23 protein-coding genes and 1 tRNA gene are annotated in these 26,453 nt (G+C 69.0%); 7 read left to right on the top strand and 17 right to left on the bottom strand.

Annotated features, from left to right (window positions below; all coding sequences use genetic code 11):
* Positions 1-44: 44 nt before the first annotated feature.
* The 3 genes from IE88_RS0112725 to IE88_RS0112715 form a co-directional block, all read right to left on the bottom strand.
* On the bottom strand, positions 45-656 hold the full coding sequence (locus tag IE88_RS0112725) for a DNA-3-methyladenine glycosylase family protein (RefSeq protein ID WP_031555062.1): 612 nt from the start codon (positions 654-656) through the stop codon (positions 45-47).
* Positions 657-662: 6 nt separating this feature from the next.
* The gene (locus IE88_RS0112720) at positions 663-1,772 is read right to left on the bottom strand and encodes an energy transducer TonB (RefSeq protein WP_031555061.1); all 1,110 of its coding nucleotides are present in this window, start codon (positions 1,770-1,772) and stop codon (positions 663-665) included.
* A 64-nt stretch (positions 1,773-1,836) separates the two neighbouring features.
* Complete coding sequence (locus tag IE88_RS0112715; protein ID WP_051882154.1) at positions 1,837-3,210, bottom strand: glutamate--cysteine ligase; 1,374 nt, start codon at positions 3,208-3,210, stop codon at positions 1,837-1,839.
* Between the two features lie 127 nt (positions 3,211-3,337).
* Between IE88_RS0112715 and IE88_RS0112710 the strand changes: the two genes are divergently transcribed.
* From IE88_RS0112710 to trpS, 3 genes are all read left to right on the top strand, one after another.
* Complete coding sequence (locus IE88_RS0112710) at positions 3,338-4,186, top strand: class II aldolase/adducin family protein (RefSeq protein ID WP_081871661.1); 849 nt, start codon at positions 3,338-3,340, stop codon at positions 4,184-4,186.
* An 86-nt stretch (positions 4,187-4,272) separates the two neighbouring features.
* Positions 4,273-6,834: a PAS domain-containing sensor histidine kinase gene (locus IE88_RS17490; RefSeq protein ID WP_051882152.1), complete on the top strand. Its 2,562-nt coding sequence runs from the start codon at positions 4,273-4,275 to the stop codon at positions 6,832-6,834.
* A 66-nt stretch (positions 6,835-6,900) separates the two neighbouring features.
* Positions 6,901-7,923, top strand: coding sequence for a tryptophan--tRNA ligase (trpS, locus tag IE88_RS0112700; RefSeq protein WP_031555054.1), 1,023 nt, complete (start codon positions 6,901-6,903; stop codon positions 7,921-7,923).
* On the opposite strand, the gene IE88_RS0112695 is transcribed toward trpS, so the two are convergent.
* From IE88_RS0112695 to pyk, 3 genes are all read right to left on the bottom strand, one after another.
* Complete coding sequence (locus tag IE88_RS0112695; protein WP_051882150.1) at positions 7,912-8,883, bottom strand: aspartyl/asparaginyl beta-hydroxylase domain-containing protein; 972 nt, start codon at positions 8,881-8,883, stop codon at positions 7,912-7,914. The two genes, trpS and IE88_RS0112695, sit on opposite strands and share 12 nt — an antisense overlap.
* 121 nt (positions 8,884-9,004) lie before the next feature.
* Positions 9,005-9,652 (bottom strand): bifunctional 4-hydroxy-2-oxoglutarate aldolase/2-dehydro-3-deoxy-phosphogluconate aldolase, encoded by a 648-nt coding sequence (gene eda, locus IE88_RS0112690; protein WP_051882149.1) that lies wholly within the window; start codon positions 9,650-9,652, stop codon positions 9,005-9,007.
* Complete coding sequence (gene pyk, locus IE88_RS0112685; RefSeq protein WP_031555048.1) at positions 9,649-11,073, bottom strand: pyruvate kinase; 1,425 nt, start codon at positions 11,071-11,073, stop codon at positions 9,649-9,651. Before pyk ends, eda begins: the two co-directional genes overlap by 4 nt.
* A gap of 133 nt (positions 11,074-11,206) precedes the next feature.
* Between pyk and IE88_RS0112680 the strand changes: the two genes are divergently transcribed.
* A complete protein-coding gene (locus IE88_RS0112680; protein WP_051882148.1) occupies positions 11,207-12,571 on the top strand; it encodes an ATP-binding protein in 1,365 nt (454 codons plus the stop codon).
* Between the two features lie 24 nt (positions 12,572-12,595).
* Here the strand turns inward: IE88_RS0112680 and IE88_RS0112675 are convergent.
* The 5 genes from IE88_RS0112675 to IE88_RS0112655 form a co-directional block, all read right to left on the bottom strand.
* Positions 12,596-12,672: transfer RNA gene (locus tag IE88_RS0112675), tRNA-Arg, on the bottom strand.
* Positions 12,673-12,751: 79 nt separating this feature from the next.
* Positions 12,752-13,060 carry an ETC complex I subunit gene (locus IE88_RS0112670; RefSeq protein ID WP_031555043.1) on the bottom strand — a complete coding sequence of 103 codons (309 nt, stop codon included), beginning with the start codon at positions 13,058-13,060 and terminating at the stop codon, positions 12,752-12,754.
* Between the two features lie 112 nt (positions 13,061-13,172).
* Positions 13,173-14,681, bottom strand: a complete 1,509-nt coding sequence (locus tag IE88_RS0112665; RefSeq protein WP_051882147.1) for a PepSY-associated TM helix domain-containing protein — start codon at positions 14,679-14,681, stop codon at positions 13,173-13,175.
* 25 nt (positions 14,682-14,706) lie between these two features.
* Positions 14,707-15,285 (bottom strand): hypothetical protein, encoded by a 579-nt coding sequence (locus tag IE88_RS0112660; protein WP_031555039.1) that lies wholly within the window; start codon positions 15,283-15,285, stop codon positions 14,707-14,709.
* Between the two features lie 11 nt (positions 15,286-15,296).
* Complete coding sequence (locus IE88_RS0112655) at positions 15,297-17,426, bottom strand: TonB-dependent siderophore receptor (protein ID WP_202900504.1); 2,130 nt, start codon at positions 17,424-17,426, stop codon at positions 15,297-15,299.
* A gap of 320 nt (positions 17,427-17,746) precedes the next feature.
* On the opposite strand from IE88_RS0112655, the gene IE88_RS0112650 reads away from it, so the two are divergent.
* Genes IE88_RS0112650 through IE88_RS0112640 form a run of 3 tightly spaced genes read left to right on the top strand, consistent with a single transcriptional unit; the run spans position 17,747 to position 20,772 of the window.
* The gene (locus tag IE88_RS0112650) at positions 17,747-18,400 is read left to right on the top strand and encodes a BON domain-containing protein (protein WP_031555035.1); all 654 of its coding nucleotides are present in this window, start codon (positions 17,747-17,749) and stop codon (positions 18,398-18,400) included.
* Between the two features lie 9 nt (positions 18,401-18,409).
* Complete coding sequence (locus IE88_RS17485) at positions 18,410-19,279, top strand: universal stress protein (RefSeq protein WP_051882146.1); 870 nt, start codon at positions 18,410-18,412, stop codon at positions 19,277-19,279.
* Complete coding sequence (locus IE88_RS0112640) at positions 19,279-20,772, top strand: bifunctional aminoglycoside phosphotransferase/ATP-binding protein (protein ID WP_051882145.1); 1,494 nt, start codon at positions 19,279-19,281, stop codon at positions 20,770-20,772. Before IE88_RS17485 ends, IE88_RS0112640 begins: the two co-directional genes overlap by 1 nt.
* On the opposite strand, the gene IE88_RS0112635 is transcribed toward IE88_RS0112640, so the two are convergent.
* The 6 genes from IE88_RS0112635 to IE88_RS0112610 form a co-directional block, all read right to left on the bottom strand.
* Entirely contained in the window at positions 20,748-21,353 is a 606-nt protein-coding gene (locus tag IE88_RS0112635; protein ID WP_051882144.1) for a GNAT family N-acetyltransferase, read from the bottom strand. The two genes, IE88_RS0112640 and IE88_RS0112635, sit on opposite strands and share 25 nt — an antisense overlap.
* Before the next feature lie 11 nt (positions 21,354-21,364).
* On the bottom strand, positions 21,365-21,934 hold the full coding sequence (locus IE88_RS0112630) for a helix-turn-helix domain-containing protein (protein ID WP_081871664.1): 570 nt from the start codon (positions 21,932-21,934) through the stop codon (positions 21,365-21,367).
* Positions 21,935-22,083: 149 nt separating this feature from the next.
* Positions 22,084-22,671 (bottom strand): NAD(P)H-dependent oxidoreductase, encoded by a 588-nt coding sequence (locus IE88_RS0112625; protein ID WP_031555028.1) that lies wholly within the window; start codon positions 22,669-22,671, stop codon positions 22,084-22,086.
* Positions 22,664-23,212 (bottom strand): hypothetical protein, encoded by a 549-nt coding sequence (locus IE88_RS17480; RefSeq protein ID WP_051882142.1) that lies wholly within the window; start codon positions 23,210-23,212, stop codon positions 22,664-22,666. The genes IE88_RS0112625 and IE88_RS17480 overlap by 8 nt, the downstream gene beginning before the upstream one ends.
* A gap of 81 nt (positions 23,213-23,293) precedes the next feature.
* Positions 23,294-25,726, bottom strand: a complete 2,433-nt coding sequence (locus tag IE88_RS0112615; protein WP_036767220.1) for a glycoside hydrolase family 65 protein — start codon at positions 25,724-25,726, stop codon at positions 23,294-23,296.
* Positions 25,723-26,439, bottom strand: coding sequence for an HAD family hydrolase (locus tag IE88_RS0112610; RefSeq protein ID WP_051882140.1), 717 nt, complete (start codon positions 26,437-26,439; stop codon positions 25,723-25,725). The genes IE88_RS0112615 and IE88_RS0112610 overlap by 4 nt, the downstream gene beginning before the upstream one ends.
* Positions 26,440-26,453: the final 14 nt, after the last annotated feature.

The following is a 26,453-nucleotide window of genomic DNA, read 5'->3' as shown; positions in this document are numbered from 1 at the left end:
AGCGTTATGCCAGCGTGCACGCCAAGCCGCCAGCAGCAGCAGGTTCAGCCGGGCTGGCGCCCCTTGAGATGGGCGTAATAGGTCCACAGGACGTGGGCCGCCGTGCCCCGATAGGGCGCATAGCGCGAAGAGGCGGCATCGAACTGGCGCAGGGGCGGCTTCTTCGTGAACCCGCTCGCCGCCGCATAGGCGGCAAGGAGGGCCACATCGCCATGCGGCCAGATATCCTCCCGCCCCTCGCAGAAGAGAAGATAGATCGCCGCCGTCCAGGGGCCGATTCCGGTGACGGCGGTGAGCGCCGCCCTGGCCTCCTCGTCGGACAGGGTTTCCAGAGCGGGCAGGTCGAGGGTGCCGGCAAGCACCGCCTCGGCGGCGGCGCGCAGATAGCGGATCTTGGGGCGGGACAGCCCGGCCGCGCGCAGCTCTTCCTCGCTGGCGGCCAGGACGTGCCGCGGCGTGGGCGCGCCGAAGCGGGCCTCGCACCGGGCGAGGATCGCCCGCGCGCTCGGAACCGAGAGCTGCTGCTCCACGATGATGCGGAAGAGGCCCTGATAGCCGCCGGGCCGGCGGCGCACGACCGGCGTCCCGATGGTCTCGATCGCTCTCGCCAGGACGGGGTCGGCTTCTGACAGATGCGACAGCGCGGCTTGCCTCATCCCGGGCTAGTAGCCGATGCTGTACTGGACGGTGAAGATCCTTCCCCGTTCGCAGCCGGGCAGCACCGAAGCGGGATCCACCCGCCAATCCGCAGCCTGTTCGATGACGCTCTGCCCGAATACCCGGCCAGGCACTTCCGCGATGAGGCGCAGGTTCGTCAGGCCGCCATCCGTCCCGATGTCATAGGCGAACAGGACGCCCCCGACCCGTCCCATGTTCTGGGCGGTGAGGGGGTACTCGATCTGCCGGTCCCCCTCCCACTCCACCGCTTCGTGGCAGGCTTCGTTATCTCCGAGCAGAGGCGGCAGATCGGAAAGCGCATCATATCCCCGCCGTTCGAGATCGACCTTCGAAGGGTGGCCGCCGAGGCTTCCGAGAGTGCGCATCCAGACATATGCCGCTGCCGCGAGCGGCGGAATCGCCTCGGGGCTGTCCGCCGGTTCGAACAGCGCGCGCGTTTCGCGGAAGTGGATCCATGCTTCGTGCATGTCAGCCACCCGTCGGTTCCGCCGACCGTTCGTGATCATCGCCGCGGCGCCGCGCGCGAAATGCGCCGCCGCCAGATCGGGCGCTTCGGCGAAACGCAGGCCGGACATGATGCGGATCGCCTCATCGGCGGCCCGTTCGGCGATACGTTTGTCCCGGCCGAGTATCGCGAGTTCGGCGATGTTCAGCCATGCCGAGGCGAGCATGTAGGAGGGGCGGGGATCCGCCTCCAGAATCGTGTTGGTCGCCGTCTTCAGCGCCCGGCCATCCGGTTCGCCCCCGACCTCGGCGAGCGCGAGAAGGACCGCCACGTCCCTCTCGTCATAGTTGGATGCGCCGAAGCCGGACTTGGCCAGAACCATGGCCCTGCGGGCCGGCGCGAGGGCGCGGCCGGGTTCCGTCCAGACGAGGAGATCGACGAGATTCTGCGCAAGAAGCGCGGTCGTGTCGCTGCTCCCGAGTTCCTGCTCTGCGGCCTGCCAGGCCTTCTCGGCGTGCGCGGCCGCCGCCGCCGGGTCGCCGTCGCGGGTCGCCTCCAGATAGTCCTGATAAAAGGCCTTGTAGTCCTGCGCAGCGGCTTGCGGTGACAAGACCAGAATCGCTGCTGCCAAAATCCCCTTGCTGCCCACGCTCTTACTCCTCGCGCCTGCCCGAGGCGAGGTTATCGGCAGAGAGCCGGCGATGTCACCCGGATCAGAACGCGTATTTCTCGAACAGGATGGCCGTCTCGCCGCCTGCCGCCTCGTAATCGGCGAGCAGGTTGCAGGCGAAGCTGCGGCCCGTGCGAGCGATCTCCTCGAGCGGAGCGAGGAAGCCCGTCTCGTCGCTCCCGCCGCTGTCGAGCCTGGCGCGGCGCTTCAGGCCGGCGCGGGCGAGGGGAAGGATGTCGCGGGCGACATCGCCCAAGGTCTCGTCGCCGATCTTCGCATCCAGGCCGTCGCGCGCCGCATCGAGGCGCAGCTGGCGGCGCTGCTCGGTGGTCCAAGCCGAGACCCGCTCGAAAGCCGCCCCGAGGCTCTCCTCGTCATAGAGAATGCCGGCCCAGAAGGCGGGCAGGGCGCAGATCCGCCCCCAGGAGCCCGAATCCGCGCCGCGCATTTCGAGGAAGGTCTTCAGGCGGACTTCCGGGAAGGCGGTCGAGAGGTGGTCCTGCCAGTCGACGATAGTCGGCCTGACCCCCGGCGCGGCAGGCAGCTCTCCGCGCAGGAAGTCGCGGAAGCTCTGCCCCGTGGCATCGAGGTAATCGCCGTCGCGCCAGACGAAATACATCGGCACGTCGAGCATGTATTCCGTGTAGCGCTCGAACCCGAAGCCGTCCTCGAAGACGAAGTCGAGCATGCCGGTCCGGTCGGGGTCCGTATCCGTCCAGATATGCGAGCGCCAGGAGCGGAAGCCGTTGGGCTTTCCTTCGGTCAGCGGCGAATTGGCGAAGAGGGCGGTCGCCAGCGGCTGGAGGGCGAGCGAGGTGCGGAACTTCGCCACCATGTCCGCCTCGCTCGAGAAGTCGAGATTGACCTGCACGGTCGCGGTCCGGTGCATCATGTCGAGGCCGAGCGAGCCGACCTTGGGCATGTATTCGCGCATGATCGCGTAGCGCCCCTTGGGCACGCGCGGCATCTCCGCACGCGTCCAGGCCGGCGCGGCGCCGAGGCCGATGAAGCCGACATTGAGAGGATCGGAAACGGCCTTCACCTCGTCGAGGTGCCGGTGCACCTCGTTGCAGGTCTGGTGCACGGTTTCGAGCGGGGCACCCGAGAGCTCGAACTGCCCGCCCGGCTCGAGGCTGATCGAGGCGCCCTCCTTCTTGAGGGCGACGAGCTGGCCGTCCTCTTCCATCCGCTGCCAGCCGAAGCGGTCGGCGAGGCCGGAGAGGACGCTCTGGATCGAGCGTTCGCCGGAAAAGGGCAGAGGCTCGAGCGTGTCGCGCAGGAAACCGAATTTCTCGTGCTCGGTGCCGAGGCGCCACTGGTCCTTGGGCTTGCAGCCCGAAGCGAGATAGGCGGACAGCTCGGAAATATCCTCGATCGGGGGCAGATCGCCCCTGGTGCTGGCGTCGAGCTGTGTCATGCGGTGTTCCTTCCGGGCGCGAGGTAGGCCGAACCGGCCGCGCCGCCAAGGGGGCGCCGCTCTCTTCGCTTGGCGCTGCGGCGAGGCCGCCTTACGCTTCCGCCAAAACGCGACAGGAGGATGCGCCATGACCGAACAGAGCCCGATCGATACGGCCCGCGCCACGGTCGCCGGCGTGGGGCCGGGCTTCGAGCTGCCCGATCCCGCAAGCCTGCCGAGCGTGAAGGACGGCGTATCCGACCTCGAATGGCAGATCCGCTGCGACCTCGCCGCCACCTACAGGCTGGCCGCGCTCTATGGCTGGGACGATCTCGTCTTCACGCATATCTCCGCCCGCCTGCCCGATGAGGACGGCAAGCCGCGCTTCCTCATCAATCCTTACGGCGTCCTCTTCGACGAGATGACGGCCTCTGCGCTCGTCAAGATCGACATCGACGGCAACAAGGTGGACGACAGCCCCTATTTCACCAATCCCGCCGGCTTCACCATCCACTCCGCCGTCCATATGCACCGCCACGATGCAGGCTGCGTCCTGCACCTTCACAGCCCCTACGGCGTGGCGGTCAGCGCGCAGAAGGCGGGCCTGCGCCGCTACACGCAGTTCTCGATGATCGTGCACGACGATCTCGCCTATCACGACTATGAGGGGATCGCGCTGGAGCTCGACGAGCGGGAGCGGCTCGTCCGTGATCTCGGCGACCACAGCTTCATGATGCTGCGCAATCACGGCACTCTGACGCTCGGCGAGAACTGCGCGCTCGCCTTTCTTCGCATGTATTTCCTCGAACAGGCCTGCAAGACGCAGGTGCTGGCTCAGGCCGCAGGCGAAGGCGCCCTGCTCGAAGACAGCGAGGACATGGCGAACAAGGTCGGCCAGCAGGGCGCGCCGGGCTTCGCGAAGGGCTTCGGCGACAATCTGGCCTGGCCGGGGCTGATGCGGAAGCTCGCGCGCGAGAATCCCGGCTTCGACCGCTAAAGCGCCGGGCCGGACAATGGTTTGCGTATCGCCCTTCGGGAGCTTGTGCTAGGAGAGGCGCGGCAGTTCCTCACCGGGTTTTCTTCTTGCTTCCACATGACGGATCCCATCCGAAAGCCTCGGCATCGCGCGCGTCCGGACTTCCGGTCGACGCCGAGCATCTTTTCGATGCCGCTCCGGCTCTGGTCGCCGTCCATGAGGGGCCGCGCCACGTCTATCTCTACGCCAACGCGCTGGCGCGGGCGGCGGCGGGCGGGAAGCCTCTCATCGGCCACGCCTTGGGCGAAGTCCTGCCCGGCATTCTCGACGAGACGGTTCTCTCCGCCTTCGACAAGGCCTTCCGGACCGGTCGGCGGGTCGAGAACCTCGAGCTCGCGGTCCGGATGGACAGGGGAAAGCGGGACCGGGAGGGCAAGCGCTATTTTCGCCAGACGATAGAGCCCTGGCGCCGGCCGGACGGCTCTGTCGGCGGCGTCACCAGCTTCACCTTCGAGATCACCGACGAGGTGATCGCGCGGCGCGCGGCGGAGGATGGGGAGAACCGGCTGCGGCGCGTGCTCGACGGCGTGCATGCCTTCGTTGCACGCCTTTCGCCCGAGGGCGTCCTCCTGGAGGTCAACACGCCCGCCTTGGAGATCGGCGGCGTCACGCGGGACGAGGTGATCGGCCTCGATTTCTGGGACACCTATTGGTGGGCGCATGACGGGGAAGTGCAAGACGAGCTTCGGCGGGCCGTCGACATCGTTCGGCGCGGCGCGACGATGCGCTACGATGTCGAAGTGCGCACGGCCGGCGACGAGCGCATCACCGTCGACTTCCAGCTCGCTCCCAAGATCGACAGCGAGGGCGTGCTGATCGGCCTCATCGCATCGGGTTTCGACATCACCGACCGCAATCGCACCGAAGCGGCGCTGCGCAAGGAGCGCGCGACGCTCGACGCCATTCTCGACGCGCTGCCCGTGGGCGTGATCGTCGCCGATGCCCGCGGCAGGATCGTGCGGGACAACCCGGCCAATCGCGAGATCTGGGGCGTCCCGCCGCAGACGGAGGACTGGGAGGGCTACGAGGCCTGGGTCGGCTGGCGGCCCGAGACCGGAGAGCGTCTCGCCCCCGAGGATTGGGCGATGACCCGCGCGCTGCTGCACGGCGAGGAGATTCGCGACGAACTGGTCGAATGCCAGCGCTTCGACGATGGCGGGCGCCGCGTCTTCCTGAACAATGCCGCGCCCGTGCGCGGCCCGGACGGCGAGATCGTCGGCGGGGTTGTCGCCGAGCTGGACGTGACTGAGCGGCGCGCGGTGGAGCAGAAGCTGGCGCAGAGCGAGGCGCGCTTCCGGACGCTTGCCGACAATATGAGCCAGCTGGCCTGGATCACCGACGGCACGGGCGCGATCGTCTGGTACAACAAGCGCTGGTTCGACTATACCGGCACCACGATGGACGAGATGGCGGGCTGGGGCTGGGTCAGTGTCCACCATCCCGATCACGTCGACCGGGTGACCCGGACCATCTCGCACGCCTTCGAGCACGGAGAGGCCTGGGAGGACCTGTTCCCCCTGCGCGGCACGGACGGCGAATATCGCTGGTTCCTCTCCCGCGCCCTGCCCATCCGCGACGAAGACGGAGAGGTCGTCAGCTGGTTCGGCACCAATACCGACGTGACCGAGCAGCGCGAAACCGAGGCGCGCCTGCGCAACAGCGAAGCCCGCTTCCGCGCGATCACCGAGGCGATGCCGCAGATCGCCTGGTCGGCCCGGCCCGACGGGCGGTTCGACTTCTTCAACGCCCGCTGGTTCGAGTTCACCGGCGAGGCGCCCGAAGACAATGAAGAGGAACGCTGGTCGCTCTGCCTGCATCCCGAAGACCGCGCGGCCTTCCTGGAGAGCTGGCAGCAGGCGGTGAAGAGCGGACGCTGGTTCCAGGCCGAAGGCCGGCTCCTGCACCATAGCGGCGAATATCGCTGGATTCTCGCAAGGGCCCTGCCGGTGGAAGGGCGCGACGGACAGATCAGCCGCTGGATGGGCACGTTCACCGATATCGACGAGATGAAGAAGGGCGAGGAGCAGCGCGAGCTTCTCACCCATGAACTCAATCACCGGGTGAAGAACAATCTGGCCATCGTCCAGAGCATGGCGCGCCAGAGCTTCACCGATCCGGCCTGCGGGGCGCAGCTGGAAACCTTCCAGGGCCGGCTGACTTCGCTGGCGGCGGCGCATGATCTCCTCACGCGGGGCTCCTGGGAGACCGCCGCTCTGGAAAGCCTCGCGCGGGACGTCCTTTCCTCCTGCGGCGTGCCGGGAGACCGGGTCGAGATCGGCGGTCCGTCCGTCGCATTGCCGCCGCGCGCGGCGGTGGCGATGGCGATGACGCTGCACGAATTGACCACGAACGCGATCAAATACGGCGCGCTGTCGAACGGGACAGGAAGGATCAGCCTCGTCTGGGCGCTCGGGGAAGAGGGCGTCATGCGGCTTCGGTGGGCCGAGACGGGGGGGCCGGTCGTCACGCAGCCCAAGCGCAAGGGCTTCGGCTCCCGCATGATCGAGGAGGCGCTGACGAGCGCCATGTCCGGAACCTGCCGCCTGTCCTTCGAACCCTCCGGCCTCGTCTTCGAGCTCGACGGCCATGTTCCCCATGAGGAAGCCTGAGCGGGAACGCTCCTCCCTCGCCGCAAAGGGCTCGCTCCCGGGCGAAGAAGGCGCTATCCGCGCGGCATGACCGAGCAAGCCTCTCACACCCCCCGCGTCTTTTCCGGCGTGCAGCCGACAGGGAACCTGCATCTCGGAAACTATCTCGGCGCGATCCGCAAATTCGTGACCCTGCAGCACGAGATGGCGTCGATGTTCTGCATCGTGGACCTCCACGCCATCACGGTGTGGCAGGACCCCAAGGCCCTCAAGGCGCAGACGGGCGAGATCGCCGCCGCCTATCTCGCCGCCGGCATCGACCCCGAGCGGGCGATCATCTTCCACCAGTCCGCCGTGCCCCAGCATGCCGAGCTCGCCTGGATCTTCCAATGCGTGGCGCGCATGGGCTGGCTGAACCGCATGACCCAGTTCAAGGACAAGGCAGGCAAGGACAAGGAGCGGGCCTCGGTCGGCCTGTTCACCTATCCCACGCTGATGGCCGCCGACATCCTCGCCTACAAGGCGACGCATGTGCCGGTGGGCGAGGACCAGAAGCAGCACCTCGAACTGGCCCGCGACATCGCCGGCAAGTTCAATCTCGATTTCGGCGCCGAGGATTTCTTCCCCCTGCCGGAGCCGCTCATCAGAGGGGCCGGCGCACGGGTCATGTCGCTTCGGGACGGGACGGCGAAGATGTCGAAGTCCGACCCGTCGGACAATTCGCGCATCACGCTCACGGACGATGCCGACGCCATCGCGAAGAAGATCAAGAAGGCGAAGTCCGATCCCGAGGTGCTGCCCTCCGAGGAGGCCGGGCTCGAAGGCCGGCCCGAGGCGGCGAATCTCGTCGGCATCTATGCCGCGCTGTCGCAGAAGAGCATGGACGACGTCCTCTTCGAATTCGGCGGCCAGGGCTTCGGCGCCTTCAAGCCCGCCCTTGCCGAGCTGGCCGTCGAGAAGCTCGCGCCGATCTCCGCCGAGATGCGCAGGCTGATGGACGATCCCGCCCATATCGACAGGGTCCTGAAGGACGGGGCGCGGCGCGCCGGCGCGATCGCCGAAGGCGTTCTGGCCGACACCAAGAAGATCGTCGGCTTCCTAGGGCGCTGAAGGCGGCCTGCCGCGGCGGGCATAGGCGTCGACCGCCGAAAGGAGGGCGGCGACCTGGTCCCGCTCCGCCGCCTCCAGGGCGGGCTGCCAGACCTCGAAGAGGAGGATGATGCGCTCTTCGCGGCCCCTGTTCCACGCCTCGTGGTCGATCGTGTCGTCGAAGATCAGCGTCTCGCCCTCGCGCCACGCCAGGCTGCGATTGCCGACCCGGAAGCCGCAACCGGGCGGCACGACGAGCGGCAGATGGCAGATCAGCCGCGTGTTCACGAGGCCCGTATGCGGCGGGATATGCACGCCGGGCGCGAGCCGCGAGAAGAGGACATTGGGCGATTTGCCCTTGACGCGGCACAGCGGCACGCGTTCCATGGCCTCCACCGTGCGCGGGCAGCGCTCCGCCGCCTCCGGCACGGGGCGCCCGTCGCGCCACAGATAGAAGGCGGTCCAGCTGTCGTCGTCCACCAGGCGGTGCGCGTCCTGCGGCCTGTCTTCCGAGGCGGTCACATAGGGTGCGAAGGCGCGCCCGCTTCCGGACAGGGTGAGCGCCTCCTCGCGGATCGCGGCCGTCTCCGCCTCCAGCGCGGGCACCCAGTCGAAGCCCTCGCGGGGATAGACCTCGCGGGCGGGCATGCCGGGATAGAAGAGGATCTTGGGCTCCTGCGCGACGGGCTGCTTCCTGCCGAACAGCATGTCGACCGCATCGGCGAAGCGGGTTCCCGGCTCGGGCCGCGCCTCGGCCTGCTCGAGCCGTTCGGCGAGGAAGCGCTCATAGCGCGCCGCCAGTTCGCCGAGCCGCTGCTGCGCCGCCTGGCAGGCCTGCATCAGCGGCGGCGGCAGGGGGCCCGCCTGCGAGGCGAGGCGGAGCGCCGCGCTGTAGAAGGCGCTGGCCGCTTGGTCGTCGCCGTCCCGGAAATAGCCGTCTGCGCGGGCAAGGCGGGCGCTGATCTGCTGGAACCTATCCATGGCGCATGAGCATGCCTCACTCCGCCGCCATCACAAAGGCCTTTGCCCCGATCCGCTCCCGCCCCGGCGCGGAGGGCCCAAGGCCCGGATGGCGCCCCCGAGGGCGCCGGCCGGCCTTCGTTCAGGACGCCTCGCCGAGGCGGACGCTCTCGCTGGCAAGGCGCGTCACCTGCGCCCAGTTGCCTGCATCGATCGCCTTTTGCGGCGTCAGCCACGACCCGCCGACGCAGAAGACATTGGGCAGCGACAGATAGTCCGCCGCCGTCTCGGGCTTGATGCCGCCGGTCGGACAGAACCGGGCTTTGGCGAGCGGACCGTGCAGCGCCTTGACGGCGGCCGCGCCGCCCGCGCTCTCCGCGGGAAAGAATTTCAGCCGCTCGAAGCCTGCCTCGAGGGCGGCCATCACATCGGATGCCGTCGCGGTGCCGGGCAGGAGGGGGCAGGTGGAGAAGCGCTCGGCCGCGCCCTTCGCCAGCGAGGGCGTGAGGCCGGGGCTGACGGCGAAGACGGCGCCGGCCTCTTCGGAGCGGCGCAGATCCTCCGCGCTCAGCACCGTGCCGGTGCCGATCACCACGTCCGGCCGCTCGCGCGCGATCAGCTCCACCGCCCGCAGCGCCGCCTCCGTGCGCAGCGTCACCTCCATCGCGCGGACGCCGCCTTCCATCAGGGCGTCGGCGAGGGGAAGGGCGTCGCGGGCCCGCTCCAGCACCACGACCGGCATGACGGTGACGCCGCCGAGCAGCGCGTCGATGCGTTCGGCCTGGCTCATGATCCGTCTCCCACGCGAATGACCTTGAGCGTATTCGTGCCGCCCGTCCGGCCGGTCGGAATCCCGGCCAGAAGGACGATGCGGTCGTCGTCGGAAAGAGACAAGGCCTCCCGCGCAGACGCCACGGCCGCGCCGCTGAGCTGCTCGAAGTTCTCCTGTTCGTGCGTCAGGACCGGCAGGGTTCCCCAGGCCAGCGCCGTCTGGCGGGCCGTCTTGGGATCGGGGGTCAGCGCGATGATCGGGATGGCCGGGCGAAGGCGGGCGATCGTATAGGCGGTGCCGCCGGTATTCGTGCTCGCGACGATGGCGCGGCATTCGATGGCCTTCGCCGCGAAGGCGGCGGAGACGGCGACGGCCGCGCCGGGACTGTCGGCCCGCTGTTCCTCGGCGATCCGTTCCATTTCGGCCTGGTAGTCCTCGCCCGAGGCGGCGGCGCGGATGATCCGTGTCATGATCGCGACGGCGGCTTCGGGATGGCGGCCGACCGCGCTTTCTGCCGACAGCATCACCGCGTCGGCGCCGAGGAAGACGGCGGCGGCGGTGTCGGAGGCTTCGGCGCGGGTCGGCGTCGGCGCGTCGACCATGGACTGGAGCATCTGCGTGGCGACGATGACCGGCTTGCCGCGCGCCCGCGCGGCCCGGACGATGCGCCGCTGGGCGAGAGGAACCTGTTCGAGCGGCAGCTCGACCCCGAGGTCGCCGCGCGCGACCATGAGCGCGTCCGCGGCATCGGCGATCGCCTCGATCTCCTCGACCGCCTGGGGCTTCTCGATCTTGGCGATGACCTTGGCCCGGCCGTCGATCAGGGCCTTGGCGCGCTCGACGTCCTCGGCCGTCTGCACGAAGCTGAGGGCGACGTAATCGGTGTTCTGCTCGAGCGCGAAGGCGAGATCCGCCTCGTCCTTCTCCGTCAGCGCCGCGATCGGCAGGCGGCGGCCGGGCACGTTGATGCCCTTCTTGTCGGTGAGCCGCCCGGGCACTTCGACCTTGAGTGTGAGGCGCTCGGCCTCGGCCTTGACGACGGACAGGCGCAGCGTGCCGTCATCCAGCATCAGCGCGTCGCCGTCCTGCAGCGCGTCGAACAGCTCCTTGTGGGGGATCGGGATGATGCCTTCGGGCGCTTCGGCGCCGAGGCGCGCCTCGACCTCCTCGCCATATCCGAGCGCGATCTCGCCGCCCGCGAGGCGGCCGACCCGCAGCTTCGGCCCCTGCAGGTCCGAGACGATCGGGACGTGGCGGCCCATCTCGGCGGCGACCTTGCGCACCGCCTCGAAGCGGACGGCGTGCTCCTCATGGCTGCCATGGCTGAAATTCATGCGGAAGGCGGTGGCACCGGCCGAAATCAGGGCTTGGATGCGATGGGGGCTGTCGCTGGCCGGCCCCATGGTCGCCAGGATTTTCGTCGTCGGCCGCACGGTCATCGGCAGTTCCTTCACGTCGGGCTTTCTCGGAATTCGCGTTCCGCTTAGGGCGCTGGCGGCAAGGCTGGCAAGCGCCGGGGTTGCAAAGCGGATCGCTCCGGCATCCACTAACGTCAAAGACCGAGGACAGCGTATGAAGGACGCGCCGACAGCGGCCGATAGCCGGCCTGTCGAAAGCGAGATTTTCCGCAGCCGCGCAGGGGACTTCGTCTTCGCGGGCGCGACCGGCGTGATCGTGCTGCTCGGCGCGGTGATGCTGAGCGATCTGCATGCCGGGGCCGCCGCGGCGCTCGCGATCATCTACGGGTCGGGCCTGTTCCTGCGCTACTTCTCCTTGCGGGAAGCAGCGCCGGTGGCGCCCGGCATCACCTTCAACGAAGAGCAGGTCCAGAAATTCGAGCGCCTGCGCGCGGTGCTGAACGCGCTGCCCCAGCCGGTCATGCTGCTCGACGAGAACGACCATATCGAGATGTCCAACCCCGTCTGCGCGACGACCTTCGGCAAGGAGGTCTCGGGGCGGCACATCTCGGCGGTGATCCGGGCGCCGGCGGCGCTCGATTCGATCCGCACGGCCCGGCACGAGCGCACGGTGCAGGAAGCCGAGCTGAGCATGCTCAATCCCGACGAGCGCACCATGCTCTTCTACGCCGCTCCGGTCTCGGCGGGACAGCTCGCCGACCGGGGCCGGATCATCGTCATGCTCCGCGACCGCACGGCGCAGAAGAAGCTCGAGCGCATGCGCACCGACTTCATCGCCAATGCGAGCCACGAGCTGCGCACGCCGCTCGCCTCGATGATGGGCTTCATCGAGACGATGCAGAACCACGCCAAGGACGACCCCGAGGCGAGACAGCGTTTCCTGCGCATCATGCAGTCCCAGGCCGAGCGCATGCTGCGACTGGTGCAGGATCTGATCAGCCTGTCGGCGATCGAGCTCAACGAAGCGAAGACGCCCTCCGACCGGGTCGACCTGAACGAGACCGCTCTGTCCGTCTGCGACATGCTCGCGCCGATCGCCCAGGCGCGCGGCGGCACGCTCGTCTGCGAGGCCTGCGCCGATCCCGTGCCGGTCACGGCCGACCGCGACCAGGTGATCCAGGTCATCCAGAACCTGTGCGACAACGCCCTCAAATACGGGGGAACCGGCCCGCAGGTCACGGTGACGACGGGGCACGGCATTCCGCCGGTCGAAGAGGGCTTCCGCCGCACGGGCGACACCGCCGAAGCGATCGCCGTGCGCCTCGGCGTCGACATCCGTGACGTGGCCTGGGTGCGCGTCCAGGACCGCGGCGAGGGAATCGAGCGGACCGACCTGCCGCGCCTGACGGAGCGCTTCTACAGGATCGACGTCGAGAAGAGCCGCTCCGTCGGCGGCACCGGCCTCGGCCTCGCCATCGTCAAGCACATCCTCCAGCGCCACAGGGGCGGCATCGCGATCGAGAGCGCGCGCGGAGAAGGCTCGGCGTTTACCTGTTTCTTTCCGCCCGCCGGCCGCTGAGGCGACCCGGCCGGGTTCCGGGAATGGCGACCCCTGCAGGACTCGAACCTGCAACCGTCGGATTAGAAGTCCGGTGCTCTATCCGGTTGAGCTAAGGGGCCGTGATCCTGCCCGGACCGGGCGGATCGGAAGGATGCTACACCACCGGGCGGAGCGGGGAACACCCCTCGAAGGCGCGGGTCAGTGCGTCCAGGGCGCACGCCTCGCGGTGACGAAATTGTCGGCATAGGCCTTCGGAACGGGCCGGGCCTGCTTGCCCTCGATCACCTGATGGGGAATCTTCCGCCCCTTGGCATAGCCGATCGCCGCCTCCTTGCTGTGGAAGGTCAGGCGGACCTGGCCCGCGAGCGTGTCCTCGGAACTCGTCCAGCCCATCAGCGGGTCGACGCGATGGGCGTATTGCTGGTCGAACTCCAGCACCCAGACGTCGAATTTCGCCTTGCCGGACTGCATCGCGGTGCGGGCGGGGCGGTAGATGCGGGCATACATGGCACGATCCTTCTCGCGGAAAGGCTGGCCGGGCCGGGCGCCGGGCAAGCAGAACTGATCCGTTCTGTGCCGTATCGGCGGGACGAGGTCCAGTGGGGCCGCGATCTTCGCGCTATTCGGCGGGAGCCGTCAGGCCCTGCCTGCCGGCCGGGTCTTTCTTCCCGAAGGCGGCCGAGGCCACGGGCCGAAGGAGCCACAGGGCGGCGAGCGCGAGAACGGCGCTCACGGCATGCAGGAGGAGCGGCGCGTCCGCCGGCATCCGCATGATCACGTTGAACGGAACGATCAGCAGCAGGCACAGCCCGGCCGCCGCGCGCGCTTCAAGCCGCACGCGGCCCGCCGGCGTGATGGCGGCCCAAAGCAGGAGCGCGGCGAGCCCTGCCCAGAAGGCCGGGACCAGGGAGGCGGGCGGAAGCAGGCCCGCGACGCTGCCCGCGAAGGTGGCTGCCAAGAGCGCAGGGGTCCCCCAGACGAGTCCCGTCCAGACCGAACGCAGGCGCGGCGCCGGCCGTCCCTGCCGCTCGCGCTTGAGGAAATAGAGGTTGAGGCCCGTCGCCACCACTGCGCAAAGGCAGAGGCCGAAGACGCCATAGGCGGCCTTGACCCAGAAGCCGCCGAAATAGCCGAAATGCACGCGATAGACGGAGGAGGCGATCTGCTGGCCGAGCGCGCCGTCCGACATGCCGGTGCGCGAGACGAAGGCGCCGTCGCCGTCGAAATTGTAGTACTCGGCATAGATCAGGCGCTGCGGATGTTCGGCCAGGACCTGCACGTGCTGGCCGAGCGTGCCGGGCTCGTGGACGATGATCCAGAAGGGGATCGCCTCGGGGAAACGCGCCTTCATGGTTCGAAGCGCGGTCGCGATGTCGGCAAGGGGCGCCGCGGCGGGATTGGGCGCCGGTTCCTCCCCGAAGAGGACGGCGTAGAGGGCCAGAATGTCTCCGCCAAAGCCCGCCTGCGCCACGAGATAGCCGACCACGGTGAACAGGCCGATCATCGCGCCGGTGAGGGCCACCGCGATGAAGAAGGGCGAGAGCCAGACGCTGAGCCGGTTGTGCAGGTCGGCCTGGGTCAGCCTGGCGCTGCCGCCGCGCCTGAAGGCGAAGGCGTCGCGGAAGATGCGCGGATGGGCGAGGAGGCCCGACAGGACGAGCGCCAGCAGCATCGCCCCGAGGCTGCCGACGAGGGTGATGCCGATAATCGAGGGCAGATGCAGATAATAATGAAGGTCGATCAGGAAGGCGTTCCACGGCGCATGGTGATGGCCCGTCGGCGCGCCCGCGGCATCGACGCTGCGGGTCTCCTCGTCGGTCGAGGCGACGAAGCGGGGCCAGTCCTCGCGCGGCAGGAAGAGGTTGAGGTGGGAAAGCTCGCCTTCGCGAGCCGAAAAGAGCGTCTGCGCAGCTTTCTGCGCCGCCTCGGGCGTGACGGCCGCGACCGCGGGGGCGGAGGCGTCCTCCCACCATTCGAGCTCGTCCTCGAACACGGCCAGCGTGCCGCTCAGGCAGAGAACATAGATCAAGCCCCCGACGATCAGGCCGATGAGGGAGTGGGCGGACAGGGCGCTGTCCACGCGCCCGGAGGAGGCTTTCGGCCAGATCGGACGGGTCTTCATCGGCATGTCTCCTTGTCCTTGCAGCGTTTCATCAGACGGCGAGCCCGACTGCGCCCATTATGCCGAGCGCCAGGACGATCGCGCTGCGCCGCCAGCGCCGCGGCTCCATCAGGAGGAGCGCGGCGAGGACAGCCCAGGCCAGCGGCGCGAGGAAGAAGGCGATGACGGCCGCATTGGCCGGAGCGAGGACGGGCTGGGCCAGACGGAAGGCCAGGCTTCCGAGCAGCGCGGAGACGAGCCCTGCGAGCGGGCCGAGCAGGACGAAGGTCCAGATGCCGGCGAGCCGGGACCGCCAGCCCGCCTCGCGGCTCTCCGGCATGGCCGTCTTCGCGGCGCGGAGCGTCCTGCGGGGCGCCGGCGCCAGCGGGCGGAGCGCCGCGCCGAAGACGAAGAAGAGCGCCGCCGCCATGGCGAGAACGATGCCGAAGGCGACGCCCCTGTCGGCATAGCCGCCCGCGCAGAGGATCAGGGCTGCCAGCAGCGCCGCCCAGCCGCCCGCCACGAGCGCGCCGCCGCCTTCGCCCCGCTGGCGCCAGGCGCGTCGCAGGGCGGCGAGGCCGCCTGCGATCAGAACGAGGCTGGCGAGGAGAAGGGGCAGGGGCGCGCTCACGGGGACGTCCCTCAGAACCGGACGCGGACAGTGCCGACCACGGTCCGCTCGAGACCGGGGAAGCAGTCGCCGCGCGTCAGGCACGCCGTGAGGTAGTCCTCATCGGTGACGTTGCGCGCATTGATCGTCGCCTCCCAGCGCTCCGTCTCCCAACCGATCATCGCGTCGCCGAGCGTGTAGCTGGGTGTGACATAGCGCAAGGACGCGGTCTCGGAGGTGCTCTCTCCGACATGGCGGATGCCGGCGCCGATCTTGAAGCCGTCCAGGATGTTCCGAGGCTGCCACATGGCCCAGAGAGAGGCGAGTTCCTCGGGCTGGGCGGCAAGCTCCTGTCCGTTCGGATCTTCCGCATCCAGAACGGAATAGGAGGCGTCGAGATAAACGTCCCCCATCTGCACCTGCGCTTCGACCTCGGCGCCCTTGATCTTGGAGACCCCCTGCTGCTGGCTCGCATCTGCGGGCAGGGCGTTGGGGTTGGGCAGGTTGGAGATCTCGATATCGAAGACCGAGGCCGTGATCAGCGCGGGGAAGCCGCGCGGCTCGTATTTGATGCCGGCTTCGTATTGCCGGCCTTCTTCGGGATCGAGCTGACTGCCGTCGAGCGTGGTCCCGATGACGGGTTCGAAGCTCTCCGCATAGCTGACATAGGGCGCGAACCCGTTCTCGAACCGGTAGAGGAGGCCCGCGCTGTAGGAGACGGCGTCGTCCTCCTGCTCCGCCGCGCCATTGTCGGTATCCGTTTCGTCATAGCGGGCGCCGAGGGTCAGCCGCCAGTTTCCGTAGGATATCTGGTCGGACAGGTAGAGGCCGAGATCCTGCACGTTCTGGGTCGGCTGGTCCGTATAGATCGCATCGAACACGGACTGATCCGGCGCGCCGGTATAGACCGGATCGGCGAGGTCGAGGACATAGCGGAAATCCCCCGTCAGCGCGCCGCCGCCGGTGTAATAGGCGTTGTTGCTGTCGGTCTCGACGTCCTGCAGCTGCGCGCCGACGAGGATCTGGTGGCGAAGCGGGCCGGTCCCGGCGTCGAGCTTCGCCCGGATGTCGGCGGCGAGCTGGTCGAAGGTGTTGTCGGCCTGATAGAAGGTGCGCGCGACCGTCGTCGGGGTGAAGGCGTCCGTACCCAGATAGCCATTGAGATAGCGGGTCACGCCCGCGCCGGTGAAGGTCGGCCAGGCCTGGTGATAATCCGCCTCGCCGCTGCGCCACAGCGCCGTCGCCTCGAATTTGAGGGCGTCGTTCACCCGGTGCTCGGCCAGCAGCGTCACCTGCTCGCTCTCCGTGTCGAAGCGGTTGAAGCCGGGCTCGCCCGCATAGACCGCCCTGTCGAGATAGCCGCCGCCGGGCAGGGGCTCGAGTGTCCCTTCGACCGGAATGAACTGCGCGGCCGTGTCGCTGTCGGTCTCCTGGATAAGGCCGATCAGGGTGAAGCGGGTGTCTTCGCGCGGCGCGAAGGTGAGCGAGGGCATGAGGACATAGGTCTCGTCGCCCACCTCCTCGATCTGGGTCTCCTGATCGCGATAGACGCCCACCAGCCGGTAGAGGAGCTTTCCGTCCGTTCCCGGAACGGGGCCGGTGAAGTCGCCGGCGATGCGCCGCCGCTCGAAATTGCCGGCTTCGAGGACGATTTCGTTCGCGTAGAATTCCTGCGGCGTCTTGGAGACATAGTTGACGAGGCCGCCGGGCGAGCCCTGTCCGTAGAGGACCGAAGCGGGCCCCTTGAGGACCTCGACCTGCTCGATCGTGTAAACATCGGCGCGCGTCGAGTTGTAGCTGCCGAACAGTTCCTGGATCGAGTCGCGATAGCGGGGGATAGACAGCCCGCGGGAGGTGATGAAGTCTCCGCGCGTCGAGAAGCCGTAGGGTTCGCCGGCCACGCCCGCCATATAGGTCAGAGCCTGGCTGAGCGTCTGCGCGCCCTTGTCCTCGAACATTCCCGCCGTCTCGATCGAGATCGAGCGGGCGGTCTCGACGATCGGCGTCTCGGCCTTGGTCGCGCTGAACGTGTCGAGCTCGCCGGTGACGACGATCGTGTCGCCGACAGGCTCCTCTTCGCGCCCCAACTCGGAATCGACCTGCGCCGAAGCCGCAGCGTGCAGGGCGGCCGTCATCGCGACCGAACTCCAGAGCCACTTCATTCCTGATCCTTCGCTTTCTTGATGAGAATGCTTCTCATTCGTGACGAAGGGGTAAGCAAGGTGACTTTGCGAGTCAATCGCATAATGGAGCGGGCGGCAGCTCCTCCGACTGGCGCCCCCCGGATGTCGGGCACGGGGCCCCCGGCCATCGAAGCTGCGGCCTGACCCGTTGCGGGACTGCCGCTTCGCGATATCGTCCGGGGGCGGCCCATCGCGGGCTCCGGTCTTTCGCCCTCGCCCATCTGTCTTGTCCTGCGTCAAAGCCGGTCTCCGAAGAGGCGCCTAGGGAGGGCCTCCCGACCGATGCGAGGAGGCCGGCCATGCCAGATGACCGCAAGATCAAGGACGACGTGATCGACGAGCTGCGCTGGGATCCGCTCGTCGAGGAGACACGGATCGGCGTCAGCGTCGAGGACGGTGCGGTCACGCTGGACGGCTCCGTCCCGCATTATCTCGCCAAGCGCGCGGCGCTCGACGCCGCCGGCCGCGTAAGAGGCGTCCTCGCGGTCGCCGACGAGATCGCCGTGCGCCTGCCCGGCGACGAGGGGACGCGCGACGAGGAGGTCGCCCGGAAGATCGCGCATGTTCTCGAATGGAATGTCGCGCTGCCCGAGGGCGCGGTGAAGGCGAGGGTCGATGAAGGCCATGTCGTCCTGACCGGCACGGTCGACACCCTCGCGCAGAAGGCGCTGGTCGCCGAGCAGGTGTCGTTCATCCGCGGCGTGAGGTCCCTCGATAACGAGATCGGCGTGCGGACGAAGCCGCTCCTGCGCGACCTCGAGCGGCACATCTTCGCCGCGCTGCACCGCAGGGCCCATCTCGATGGCGGCGGCATCCGGATCGAGGTGGACAAGGAGAGGGTGCGCCTCACCGGCCATGTCCGCGACGCCGCCCAGCGCCGCCTCGTCGAGCGGGCGGTGTGGGCAACGCCCGGCGTCGCGGTGCTCGACGACCGGCTGACCGTGGGAGGCTGAGGCGCCATCATGCGGAGCATCGAGACCGTCTTCGTGCCGGCGACCGACGCGGACAGCTTCGCGCCCGCCTTGGAATCCGCGATCCGGATCGCTGCGGACACGGAAGCCTGCATCGAGGCCTTCCATGTCCGCGACACCTATAGGGGCGCCCCGAAAGTGTCGGATGTCATAGCGGACGGGCAGCTCCGGGACCATTTCAAGAAAAGGATCGAAGCCGCGGCGCGGGCGCTGCGGCGGCAATTCGAGGAGCTGTGCGCGAAGGGGCCGGTCCGCATCGTGCGGGATGGCGGCGGGAAGGCGGGCGAACGGCCCTGCGCCCTCTGGCGGGAGGCGGCGGGCACGTTCCTGGACCTCGCGCCCCCGGCCGCGCGCTGTTCTGATCTCGTGGTCATGCACAATGGCGGCCATGCGGACCGGTCATGGGAGGCGAGCCTGCGCGAGGCCATGCTGGCGAGGAGCGGCGCGCCCTGCCTCTTCGTTCCCGGCCCGCTGAGAGGGCCGTTCGCACGCCCCCTCATTGCCTGGAACGGCAGCGCGGAGGCCGCGCGGGCCGTCAGGGCGGCGCGGCCCCTCATCGCCGCCAGCAGCACCGTCACGATCCTGACCGTCGGCAGGCTGCCCGAGGGCGCTCCGCCGCCCGAGCGGCTCGCCGCATCCTTGCGCCGCGCAGGCCTCTCGCCGACGATCCGCCACGTGGAGGACGATCCCGACCGGCGCGGCAGCGATGCCGACCAGGTCGAGCAGCAGGCGAGCGAGGCGAGCGCCGACCTCCTCGTCATGGGCGCCTATGGCAGGCCGCGCTGGCGCGAAGCGATCCTCGGCGGCGTGACGCGGAGGATGCTGCACCGCCCGAGCAGGCCGGTCCTCATGGTGCAGTGATGCTGAGGCCGTTCGACGCCGTGCCCTCCGACAGCGGAGCGATCCTCGCCGCCATGTTCCCGCAGAGCGCGCATCACGAAACCCATATGAGCCATGTCTTCGTCGCTGGCGACGAAGCCTACAAGGTGAAGAAGGCGGTCAGGCTGCCCTTCCTCGACCTGCGGGACATCGAGGAGCGCCATCGCTGCTGCCTCATGGAGGTCGCGGCCAACCGGCGCTTCGCCCGGCAGCTCTATCTCGGGGTCGAGCCGCTCACAGCATCGGGCGATGGCTGGCGGCTCGGCGGCGAGGGGGAGGTCGTGGACTGGGTCGTCCGCATGCGGGCTTTCGGGCCCGGGGACCGGCTCGACGAGCTGACCCGGCGAGGCGCCGTGGCGGACGAGGAGCTCCGCCAGCTCGTCGACGACATCTTCTCCGTTCAGGAAGCCTGCGGCCCGCTGCCCGAAGCGCGCTGGGACGAGCGGGTCCTCTCCACCCTCGCCGATTGCGCGGAGGCGCTGGTCGGCGCCGTGTCCGGCAGCGACGAGCGCGAGCGGGTCCGCTTGTGGGAGACCACCTGCCGGGCCAGCCTGCGCAAGCAGGCCGGGCTCCTGCGCCTTCGCGGCGAGGCGGGGCATGTGCGCAGCTGCCACGGCGATCTGCATGCGGGCAATGTCTGCCGCCTCGATGGCAGGCTGACCCCCTACGACGCGCTCGAATTCTCGCCCGATCTCGCGCGGATCGACCGGCTCTACGACCTCGCCTTCCTGATCATGGATCTGTGCCATCTGGGCGCGACCGGTCAGGCCAATCTCGTGATGAACCGCTTTCTCGGCCTCAGCGGCGATTACGAGGCGGCGGTTCTGATCGCGCCCTATATGAGCCTGCGGGCCGCTATCCGGGCGATGGCGCGCCTAATGGGAGGGGATGCCGCGGCGGGGCATGCCTATCTCGACACGGCCCTCGCGGCGCTGCGCGGGGCGGAAGAGCCGCTCCGCCTGCTGATCGGCGGGCGGTCCGGCTCGGGCAAGACGACGCTCGCGCGGCGCCTTGCGGGCGAAGTCGCGCCGCCGCCGGGGGCGGTGCATATCCGCTCGGATGTCGTCCGCAAACGGCTCGCCGGCGAAATGCCGGAGGCGCCTCTGCCGCCCGCCGCCTATACGGCGGGCGCCGCCAATGCGGTCTATAGCCGGGTCGAAAAGGCCTTCGACACGCTGGCCGGGACGGTGCCGGTCATCGCCGATGCCACCTTTTCGGGCCGCGGAGAAGGCATCATCGGCCCCTGTCTGACGCGGGTCTGGCTGACGGCGGAGGAGGCGGTGCTGGCGAAGCGTCTCGGGAAGAGGGGAAAGGACGCCTCCGATGCCGATGCCGCCGTCATGCGAAGCCAGCCGGCGGCTCTTCCCGGCGAGGACTGGCAGGTCGTGCGGACGGATGGGGGCGAGGCCGAAGCGCTCGCCTCGCTTCGCCGGGCGATCGGCCCCGGGGCCTATCGCCTGCAGGCATCCTCGTAGAGGGCATAGGCCCTGCGCATCGCATCGCCCGTCTGCGTGGCGGGATAGGCGGCGGGATCGGCATAGACCTGCACCGTCACTTCCTCCTCGCCCTCGCCGCGGAAATGCTTCTCTGTGTCGAGGCCCGCCAGCACGTCGAAAAGGGGATGGTTGTCGGCCAGCTCCACCGAGTGCAGGCGCGAAATGCCATTGTCCTTCGCCCGCGCCGCGATCACGCCGAGAAGGAGCGAGCCCAGACCGCGCTTCTGATGGCTGTCGAGAATCGTCACGGCGAATTCGGCTGTATCGCCGCCCGGTTCATGGCGAACATAGCGGGCGATGCCGATGGGCGCTGGCGGGTCCCGGGACAGGTCCAGGGCGCCCCAGGCATCGTGGTCATGGTGGTCGACCTCCGTGAAGAAGCGCAGCTCCTCCTCGGAGAACTCGTCCTTCGCCGCGAAGAAACGGAAATGCTGGCTTTCCGGAGAGAGCTGCCTGAGGCCCATTTCCAGGTGCTGCTTGTCCTCGGGCCGGATCTGGCGGATCAGGACCGGTGTGCCGTCGCGCAAGTCGGCGCGGATTTCGCTCTCGATGTCCCGCATCACATCCTCCTTCAGGCCGCGATCGGAAGCGGATGGTCCCCGCGCGCATAGCTTGTGGGCCCGATCTTCCGCAGCCGCCCTTCGCGCGACCAGCGGGAGAAGATGCGGCTGACGGTCTCGAGGGTGAGGCCGGTATAGTCGGCGACCTGCTGGCGGGTCATGGGCAGGTCGATATAGCCCGGCGGGCAGCCGAGGCAGCGGGCGACCTCGTCGAGGAAATCGGCAAGCCGCTCCTGAGCTGTTTTCCGGCCGAGCATGGTGACATGGCGCCGCTCCTGCGCCAGCCGCATGCGCATCTGCTCGACCAGGAGCGCGCACAGATCGGGATCGGAGAACGCGCTGTCGCCGCTCACCTCGACGATTTCGGTGCCGCACAGCGCCTCGGCGGCATGATCGAGCTCGCCGTCGAATTCGAAATGAAGAAAGTCGCCAGGCCCGGCCAGGTCGACGATCTGGCGCCGTCCATCCTCGAGCAAAGCATAGATGATCGCCGCGCCGGAACAGACCTTCGGAAGCCGTCCGCCTTTCGACCCTTGCGCATAGATCTCCTCTCCCCGCTCATAACGCTTCAACACGCTCATGGTCTCCTCCATTCTCCCCAGGAGGAAATGGTCTCACAAAGGGACGGCCTTGAACATTCGGTGCAACACGTAAGGGAAAGCACGTATGCAGTGTGGGCATCTGTCTTCTGCAGAAACCCTCCTGCAATGCTCTGTTTTTCGCGGCCTTTTCAGATCGCTTTCGCGCCAAGCGTCTTCATGCGCCGGAGCCAGCGGTCGCGATGCTCCGCAGTCCCGCTTTCCACGAGCCCGATCAGGCTGGTCCTGACCGGGCGGAAGCCGGAAAACCCGAGGATCGCGCGGGTCAGGGTCTTCACGCCATGGCCGCCGAACAGGAGCCTGTAGGCAAGGGCGGGCATGCCCATCGTCGCGATCACGCGGGCGGACTTTCCCTTGAGCTTGCCTTTCGGAAAGCGGCCGGAGCTGTCCATCGCGAAACCCGGCCGCCAGACCTGCTCGAGGAAGGCCTTGAGATAGGCCGGCATCGTGCCGCCCCAGACGGGGAAGAGGACGACGACGTGATCGGCCCTGCCCACGGCGGCCTGCGCCTCTTCGAGGGCGGGAGGCACCGCGCCTTCCTGAAACTCTTTCTTTGTCCTGAGGATCGGAAAATCGAGCTCGCCCACCCGGATCATCTCGGCGTCGTGCCCCGCGGCCCGCGCGCCGTCCCGATAGGCGCGGGCGAGGGCGGCATTGTAGGTGTCCTCGCCCGGATCGGGATGGCCGAGCAGGATCAGGATCCTCTTGCGCTCACTCATAGCGGCGGTCTTCGAACCCTTCGTCGAAGTCCTCGTCCGGATAGGGCCATTCCTCGCCCTGATAGCGGTCGTAGAGCTCGGGGCCGAAGAGCGGCTCGTGAAGCAGCATCGGCTTGAGGAGGTCGGGGACGAGGTCCTCCGAGATCGTTGCCTGCGCTTCGGGACTGCGCGCGAAGGCCGCGATATGGCGGAGGTCGTCGGCCTGGATATCGACCTGATAGCCGAAAAGGGCTTGCTGGAGTTCCACCATCTGCGGCGCGCCCCGCCACATGCGCGCGGCGAAGTCCACCGCATCGGCGGGCGGCTCGCCCGTATCGTGATCGAAAGCGGGCGCCACCGTGCCGCCGACGCCGCTAACGGCATGGCAGATGACGCAGCCTTCGGAGATGAAGCGGTCCCGGCCGATGAAGGGGTTCCCCGCAGGCGCCGTCGCGCCCGCTGCCGGTAGCGGGGCGGCGGGCGGATGAGGCGGGGCGGCAGTCAGGGCCGCGGCGGCGCCTGCGGCGAGGACCGGCCCTGAGAGAAGGATGGCGGGACGCATGATCGGATCCTCCTGGCTGTCCGGAGGCTAGCGCGACCCGGTGGCCTCGCCTTGCGGCAGGTCAAGACGGGGGCGGAGGGATCAGTCCGGCGCGCCTTCGCCCGCGCATGCCGCCGCCTCCCGCGATTGCGGCGCGGGGACGAGCCTGAAGACGGTGGACGCGCCCGGCGCGAGCTGCCGGGTCCGGCCCCGATAGCCGACGGTGACGGGCAGGACGCTGCCGCCCCCCGCCGTCAGCGTCACCGCCTCCTTCGTGACATGCACCGACACATCCTGGCCCCTGTAGCGCACGCGGGTGGTTACGCTGCGCAGGGGCGCGGGCAGGGCTGGGTCGACCCGCAGCATGCCGCCGCGCGCGTCGAGCCCGACATAGCCGCTCTGCAGGAGGTCGATCGTCCCGCACATGGCGCCAAGATGAATGCCCTCGCGGGTCGTGCCGCCTTCATCGTCCACATCCGTGCGCAGGGCGCGGCCGAACAGGGACCAGGAGCGGCTGCGGTCGGACCGGGCCACCACCCATGCGTGGACGACCGCCGAGAGGCTGGAGCCGTGGGAGGTCCGGGCGTCGTAATAGCGGACCATATCGGGAATGCCGGCCGGATCGAAGGCATAGCCGAGCTGGTTCAGGATCGCCGTCAGCTCGTCCGCCGTGAACAGGAAGAGCAGCATCAGGACATCCGCCTGCTTGGACGCCTTGTAGGCGTTCACGTCCCGCCCCTCCGCCTCGAGGATGCGGTCGAGCCGGCTGATATCGCCGTAGCGCTCGCGATAGCCGGCCCAGTCGAGCTCTTCGAGGCCCTCATAGCCTGCGAACTGCGCGAGATAGCCGTTGCTGAGGAAAGGAATGAAGAGCCGCTCCGACAGATCCTGCCACAGCGCGGGCTCCCCGGGGCCGATGGACAGGGCCCGCTCGAGCTGGGTCCGCCTTGCGGGCGGCAGGTGTTCGAGCGCCTCCACTGTCTGCGCCATCACCCAGGCGCAGAGCACGTTGGTATAGGCATTGTCGTCGATGCCGCCGCCGGAGCTGCCGGGATAGGCGGTCTGGAACTCGTCCGGCCCCATGACGCCGCGAAGGTGCCAGCGATCGTCCGAAGCTCCCTTCCCGGCCAGGCTGGCGAAGAAGCGCGCGACCTCGATCATCACCTCCGCGCCGCCTTCGGCGAGGAAGTCCAGGTCGCCCGTAGCCTGATAATAGGTCCACACATTATAGGCGACGCCGAGCCCCACATGGCGCTGGCGCTGCGTCTCGTCGGGCAGCCAGCGGCCCGAGCGGGGGTTGAGGTGCAGCTTCTGCGTCTCTTCGCGCCCGTCCGAGCCGGACTGCCAGGGGAACATGGCGCCGCGAAAGCCCGCTGCGGCGGCCGCCTGGCGGGCCGCTGGCAGGCGGCGGAGGCGGTAGCGCAGCAGGGCCCGCGTCAGCCGGGGCGCGCGCAGGTTCAGGACCCGGAAGACGAAGACCTCGTCCCAGAAGACATGTCCGCGATAGGCCTCTCCGTGCCATCCGCGCGCGGGCGCGCCCACGTCGAGCTCGGCCGTGTGCGGCGACAGCGTCTGTACGAGGTGGAAGGTGTTCAGCCGCAAGTTCCGCCGATGATCTCCGCCCCCGTCGGAAAGGCCGATATCGAAGCCGTCCCAGAGTTCTTCCCAGGCCTGTTCCTGTTCGCAGGCGAGGTCGGCGAAGGACGGTGCCGCCGCCGCCGCCGCAGGGGCGGCAAGGGCGGGCGAGGCGATGGCCGGGTCCCGCGAGGTCGTGAGGGCCACCACCTTCTCTATGCAGACCGTCTCGCCGTCGCGCAGGGACAGCATCGCCTTGTGCCCCGCCCGTTCGTCCTTGCAGATCGGCTCGAGCAGGGGCTCGCCGGTGACGGACAGGCGGCTCGCCAGGACGATGTCCAGCTCCGAGCGGATGGTCCGGCAGCGCAGCCTGGCGATACCGGGGGCCGGATGATCGGCGGCGATCGCGCAGAGGTGCCGGCCTTCCAGCGCGGCGTAGCGCGGCACGCCGCCATTCTCGACCCCGCCATCGAGAAAGGCCTCGAGGCAGGCCTGCCCGGTCCACCCCAGCGGCTCGATCTCCAGCCGGACCGCGGCGAGCGATGAGCGGCGCATGCTGACGAGGCGCGTCTCCGCGAAGCGCAGCCGCCGCCCGTCGGGCGCGGCCAGGACATAGCCGCGCTCGAGGCGCCCCTTGCGCAGGTCGAGCCTCTGTTCGTAGCGCTCCACCCGGCTGCGCGACAGGGTCAGCGGGACGCCTTCGAGATGGATGCGGACCGGCAGCCAATCCGGCAGGCGGACCAGGTCCTCGTTCTCGACCGCGTGGCCGGCGACGGTGCTGATCGCCCTGTCATAGCCGCCGGCGAGATAGGTGCCGGGATAGCTTTCCGCGCCCGCTTCCGCGCAGAGCGTCGAGCCGCGGGTGCAGAACCGCCCATTGCCGAGCGTGCAGAGCGCCTCGCGGAGCCCCTCGCCGGCAGGGTCCCAGCCGGTCCATGCGATCTGCCAATCCGTGCTCATGGGACGATCCCGACAAAGGCGAGGCTGGGAACCACGTGCCCGGCGCCCGCAGCGCGAAGCTTCGCGGCGCGGTCGTCCCCTGCGATGCCGACCACCATGCCGAAGCCCGCGGCGGCGAGGGCTTCGATGCCTGCCGCTGCATCCTCGAACCCGGCGCAGGCATCGGGGCGGACGCCGAGCCGCCCGGCGCAGGCGCGGGGAAGATCGGGCGCGGGCTTGCTCGCGAGACGCTCGCGCCGCGCCGTCTCGCCATCGATCACCGCATCGAAGCAGGGCTTCAGGGACAGGGCGCCGAGGACCGAAGACGCGTTCCTGCTTGCGGTGAAGAGACCTGTCAGGATGCCCCGGCGCCGAAGGCCCGAGAGAAGCGCCTGCGCCCCCGGCGCCAGCGCCGCGCGCCCCTCTTCGAGCTTCTGCCGATAGAGCGCGTTCTTGCGGTCCGCGAGCCGGCCCGCCTCGTCCGCCGTGCCCCTCTGCCCGGCGAGGTGCGCCGCGCCGTCCGCGCGCGAGCGGCCATCGACGCGGGCGCGGTACTCCTCCGCTCCGAGAGGAGCGGCGCCCGGGAGGATCTCGGCCACCGCATCCCGCCACGCCTCGAAATGAAGCGTCGCCGTGCAGGTGATCACGCCGTCCAGATCGAAGATCGCCGCCCGCACGGTGTCGGCGTGAAGAGCGACGCGGGCGGATGGCGCAGGCGAGGAGGGCTTGCTCATGGCCGGATGCTGCC

The organism is Parvularcula oceani, assembly GCF_000733125.1.
In the GTDB taxonomy this organism is placed as follows: domain Bacteria; phylum Pseudomonadota; class Alphaproteobacteria; order Caulobacterales; family Parvularculaceae; genus Parvularcula; species Parvularcula oceani.
Note: the sequence above shows the minus strand (reverse complement) of the source record. Positions and strands in the feature narration are given on the sequence as shown.

Coding starts and splice junctions, on each gene's coding strand:
- IE88_RS0112725 (WP_031555062.1), bottom strand. CDS start 656: ATGAGGCAAGCCGCGCTGTCGCATCTGTCAGAAGCCGACCCCGTCCTG.
- IE88_RS0112715 (WP_051882154.1), bottom strand. CDS start 3,210: ATGACACAGCTCGACGCCAGCACCAGGGGCGATCTGCCCCCGATCGAG.
- IE88_RS0112710 (WP_081871661.1), top strand. CDS start 3,338: ATGACCGAACAGAGCCCGATCGATACGGCCCGCGCCACGGTCGCCGGC.
- trpS (WP_031555054.1), top strand. CDS start 6,901: ATGACCGAGCAAGCCTCTCACACCCCCCGCGTCTTTTCCGGCGTGCAG.
- IE88_RS0112695 (WP_051882150.1), bottom strand. CDS start 8,883: ATGGATAGGTTCCAGCAGATCAGCGCCCGCCTTGCCCGCGCAGACGGC.
- eda (WP_051882149.1), bottom strand. CDS start 9,652: ATGAGCCAGGCCGAACGCATCGACGCGCTGCTCGGCGGCGTCACCGTC.
- pyk (WP_031555048.1), bottom strand. CDS start 11,073: ATGACCGTGCGGCCGACGACGAAAATCCTGGCGACCATGGGGCCGGCC.
- IE88_RS0112680 (WP_051882148.1), top strand. CDS start 11,207: ATGAAGGACGCGCCGACAGCGGCCGATAGCCGGCCTGTCGAAAGCGAG.
- IE88_RS0112670 (WP_031555043.1), bottom strand. CDS start 13,060: ATGTATGCCCGCATCTACCGCCCCGCCCGCACCGCGATGCAGTCCGGC.
- IE88_RS0112665 (WP_051882147.1), bottom strand. CDS start 14,681: ATGCCGATGAAGACCCGTCCGATCTGGCCGAAAGCCTCCTCCGGGCGC.
- IE88_RS0112655 (WP_202900504.1), bottom strand. CDS start 17,426: ATGAAGTGGCTCTGGAGTTCGGTCGCGATGACGGCCGCCCTGCACGCT.
- IE88_RS0112650 (WP_031555035.1), top strand. CDS start 17,747: ATGCCAGATGACCGCAAGATCAAGGACGACGTGATCGACGAGCTGCGC.
- IE88_RS17485 (WP_051882146.1), top strand. CDS start 18,410: ATGCGGAGCATCGAGACCGTCTTCGTGCCGGCGACCGACGCGGACAGC.
- IE88_RS0112640 (WP_051882145.1), top strand. CDS start 19,279: ATGCTGAGGCCGTTCGACGCCGTGCCCTCCGACAGCGGAGCGATCCTC.
- IE88_RS0112635 (WP_051882144.1), bottom strand. CDS start 21,353: ATGCGGGACATCGAGAGCGAAATCCGCGCCGACTTGCGCGACGGCACA.
- IE88_RS0112630 (WP_081871664.1), bottom strand. CDS start 21,934: ATGAGCGTGTTGAAGCGTTATGAGCGGGGAGAGGAGATCTATGCGCAA.
- IE88_RS0112625 (WP_031555028.1), bottom strand. CDS start 22,671: ATGAGTGAGCGCAAGAGGATCCTGATCCTGCTCGGCCATCCCGATCCG.
- IE88_RS17480 (WP_051882142.1), bottom strand. CDS start 23,212: ATGCGTCCCGCCATCCTTCTCTCAGGGCCGGTCCTCGCCGCAGGCGCC.
- IE88_RS0112615 (WP_036767220.1), bottom strand. CDS start 25,726: ATGAGCACGGATTGGCAGATCGCATGGACCGGCTGGGACCCTGCCGGC.
- IE88_RS0112610 (WP_051882140.1), bottom strand. CDS start 26,439: ATGAGCAAGCCCTCCTCGCCTGCGCCATCCGCCCGCGTCGCTCTTCAC.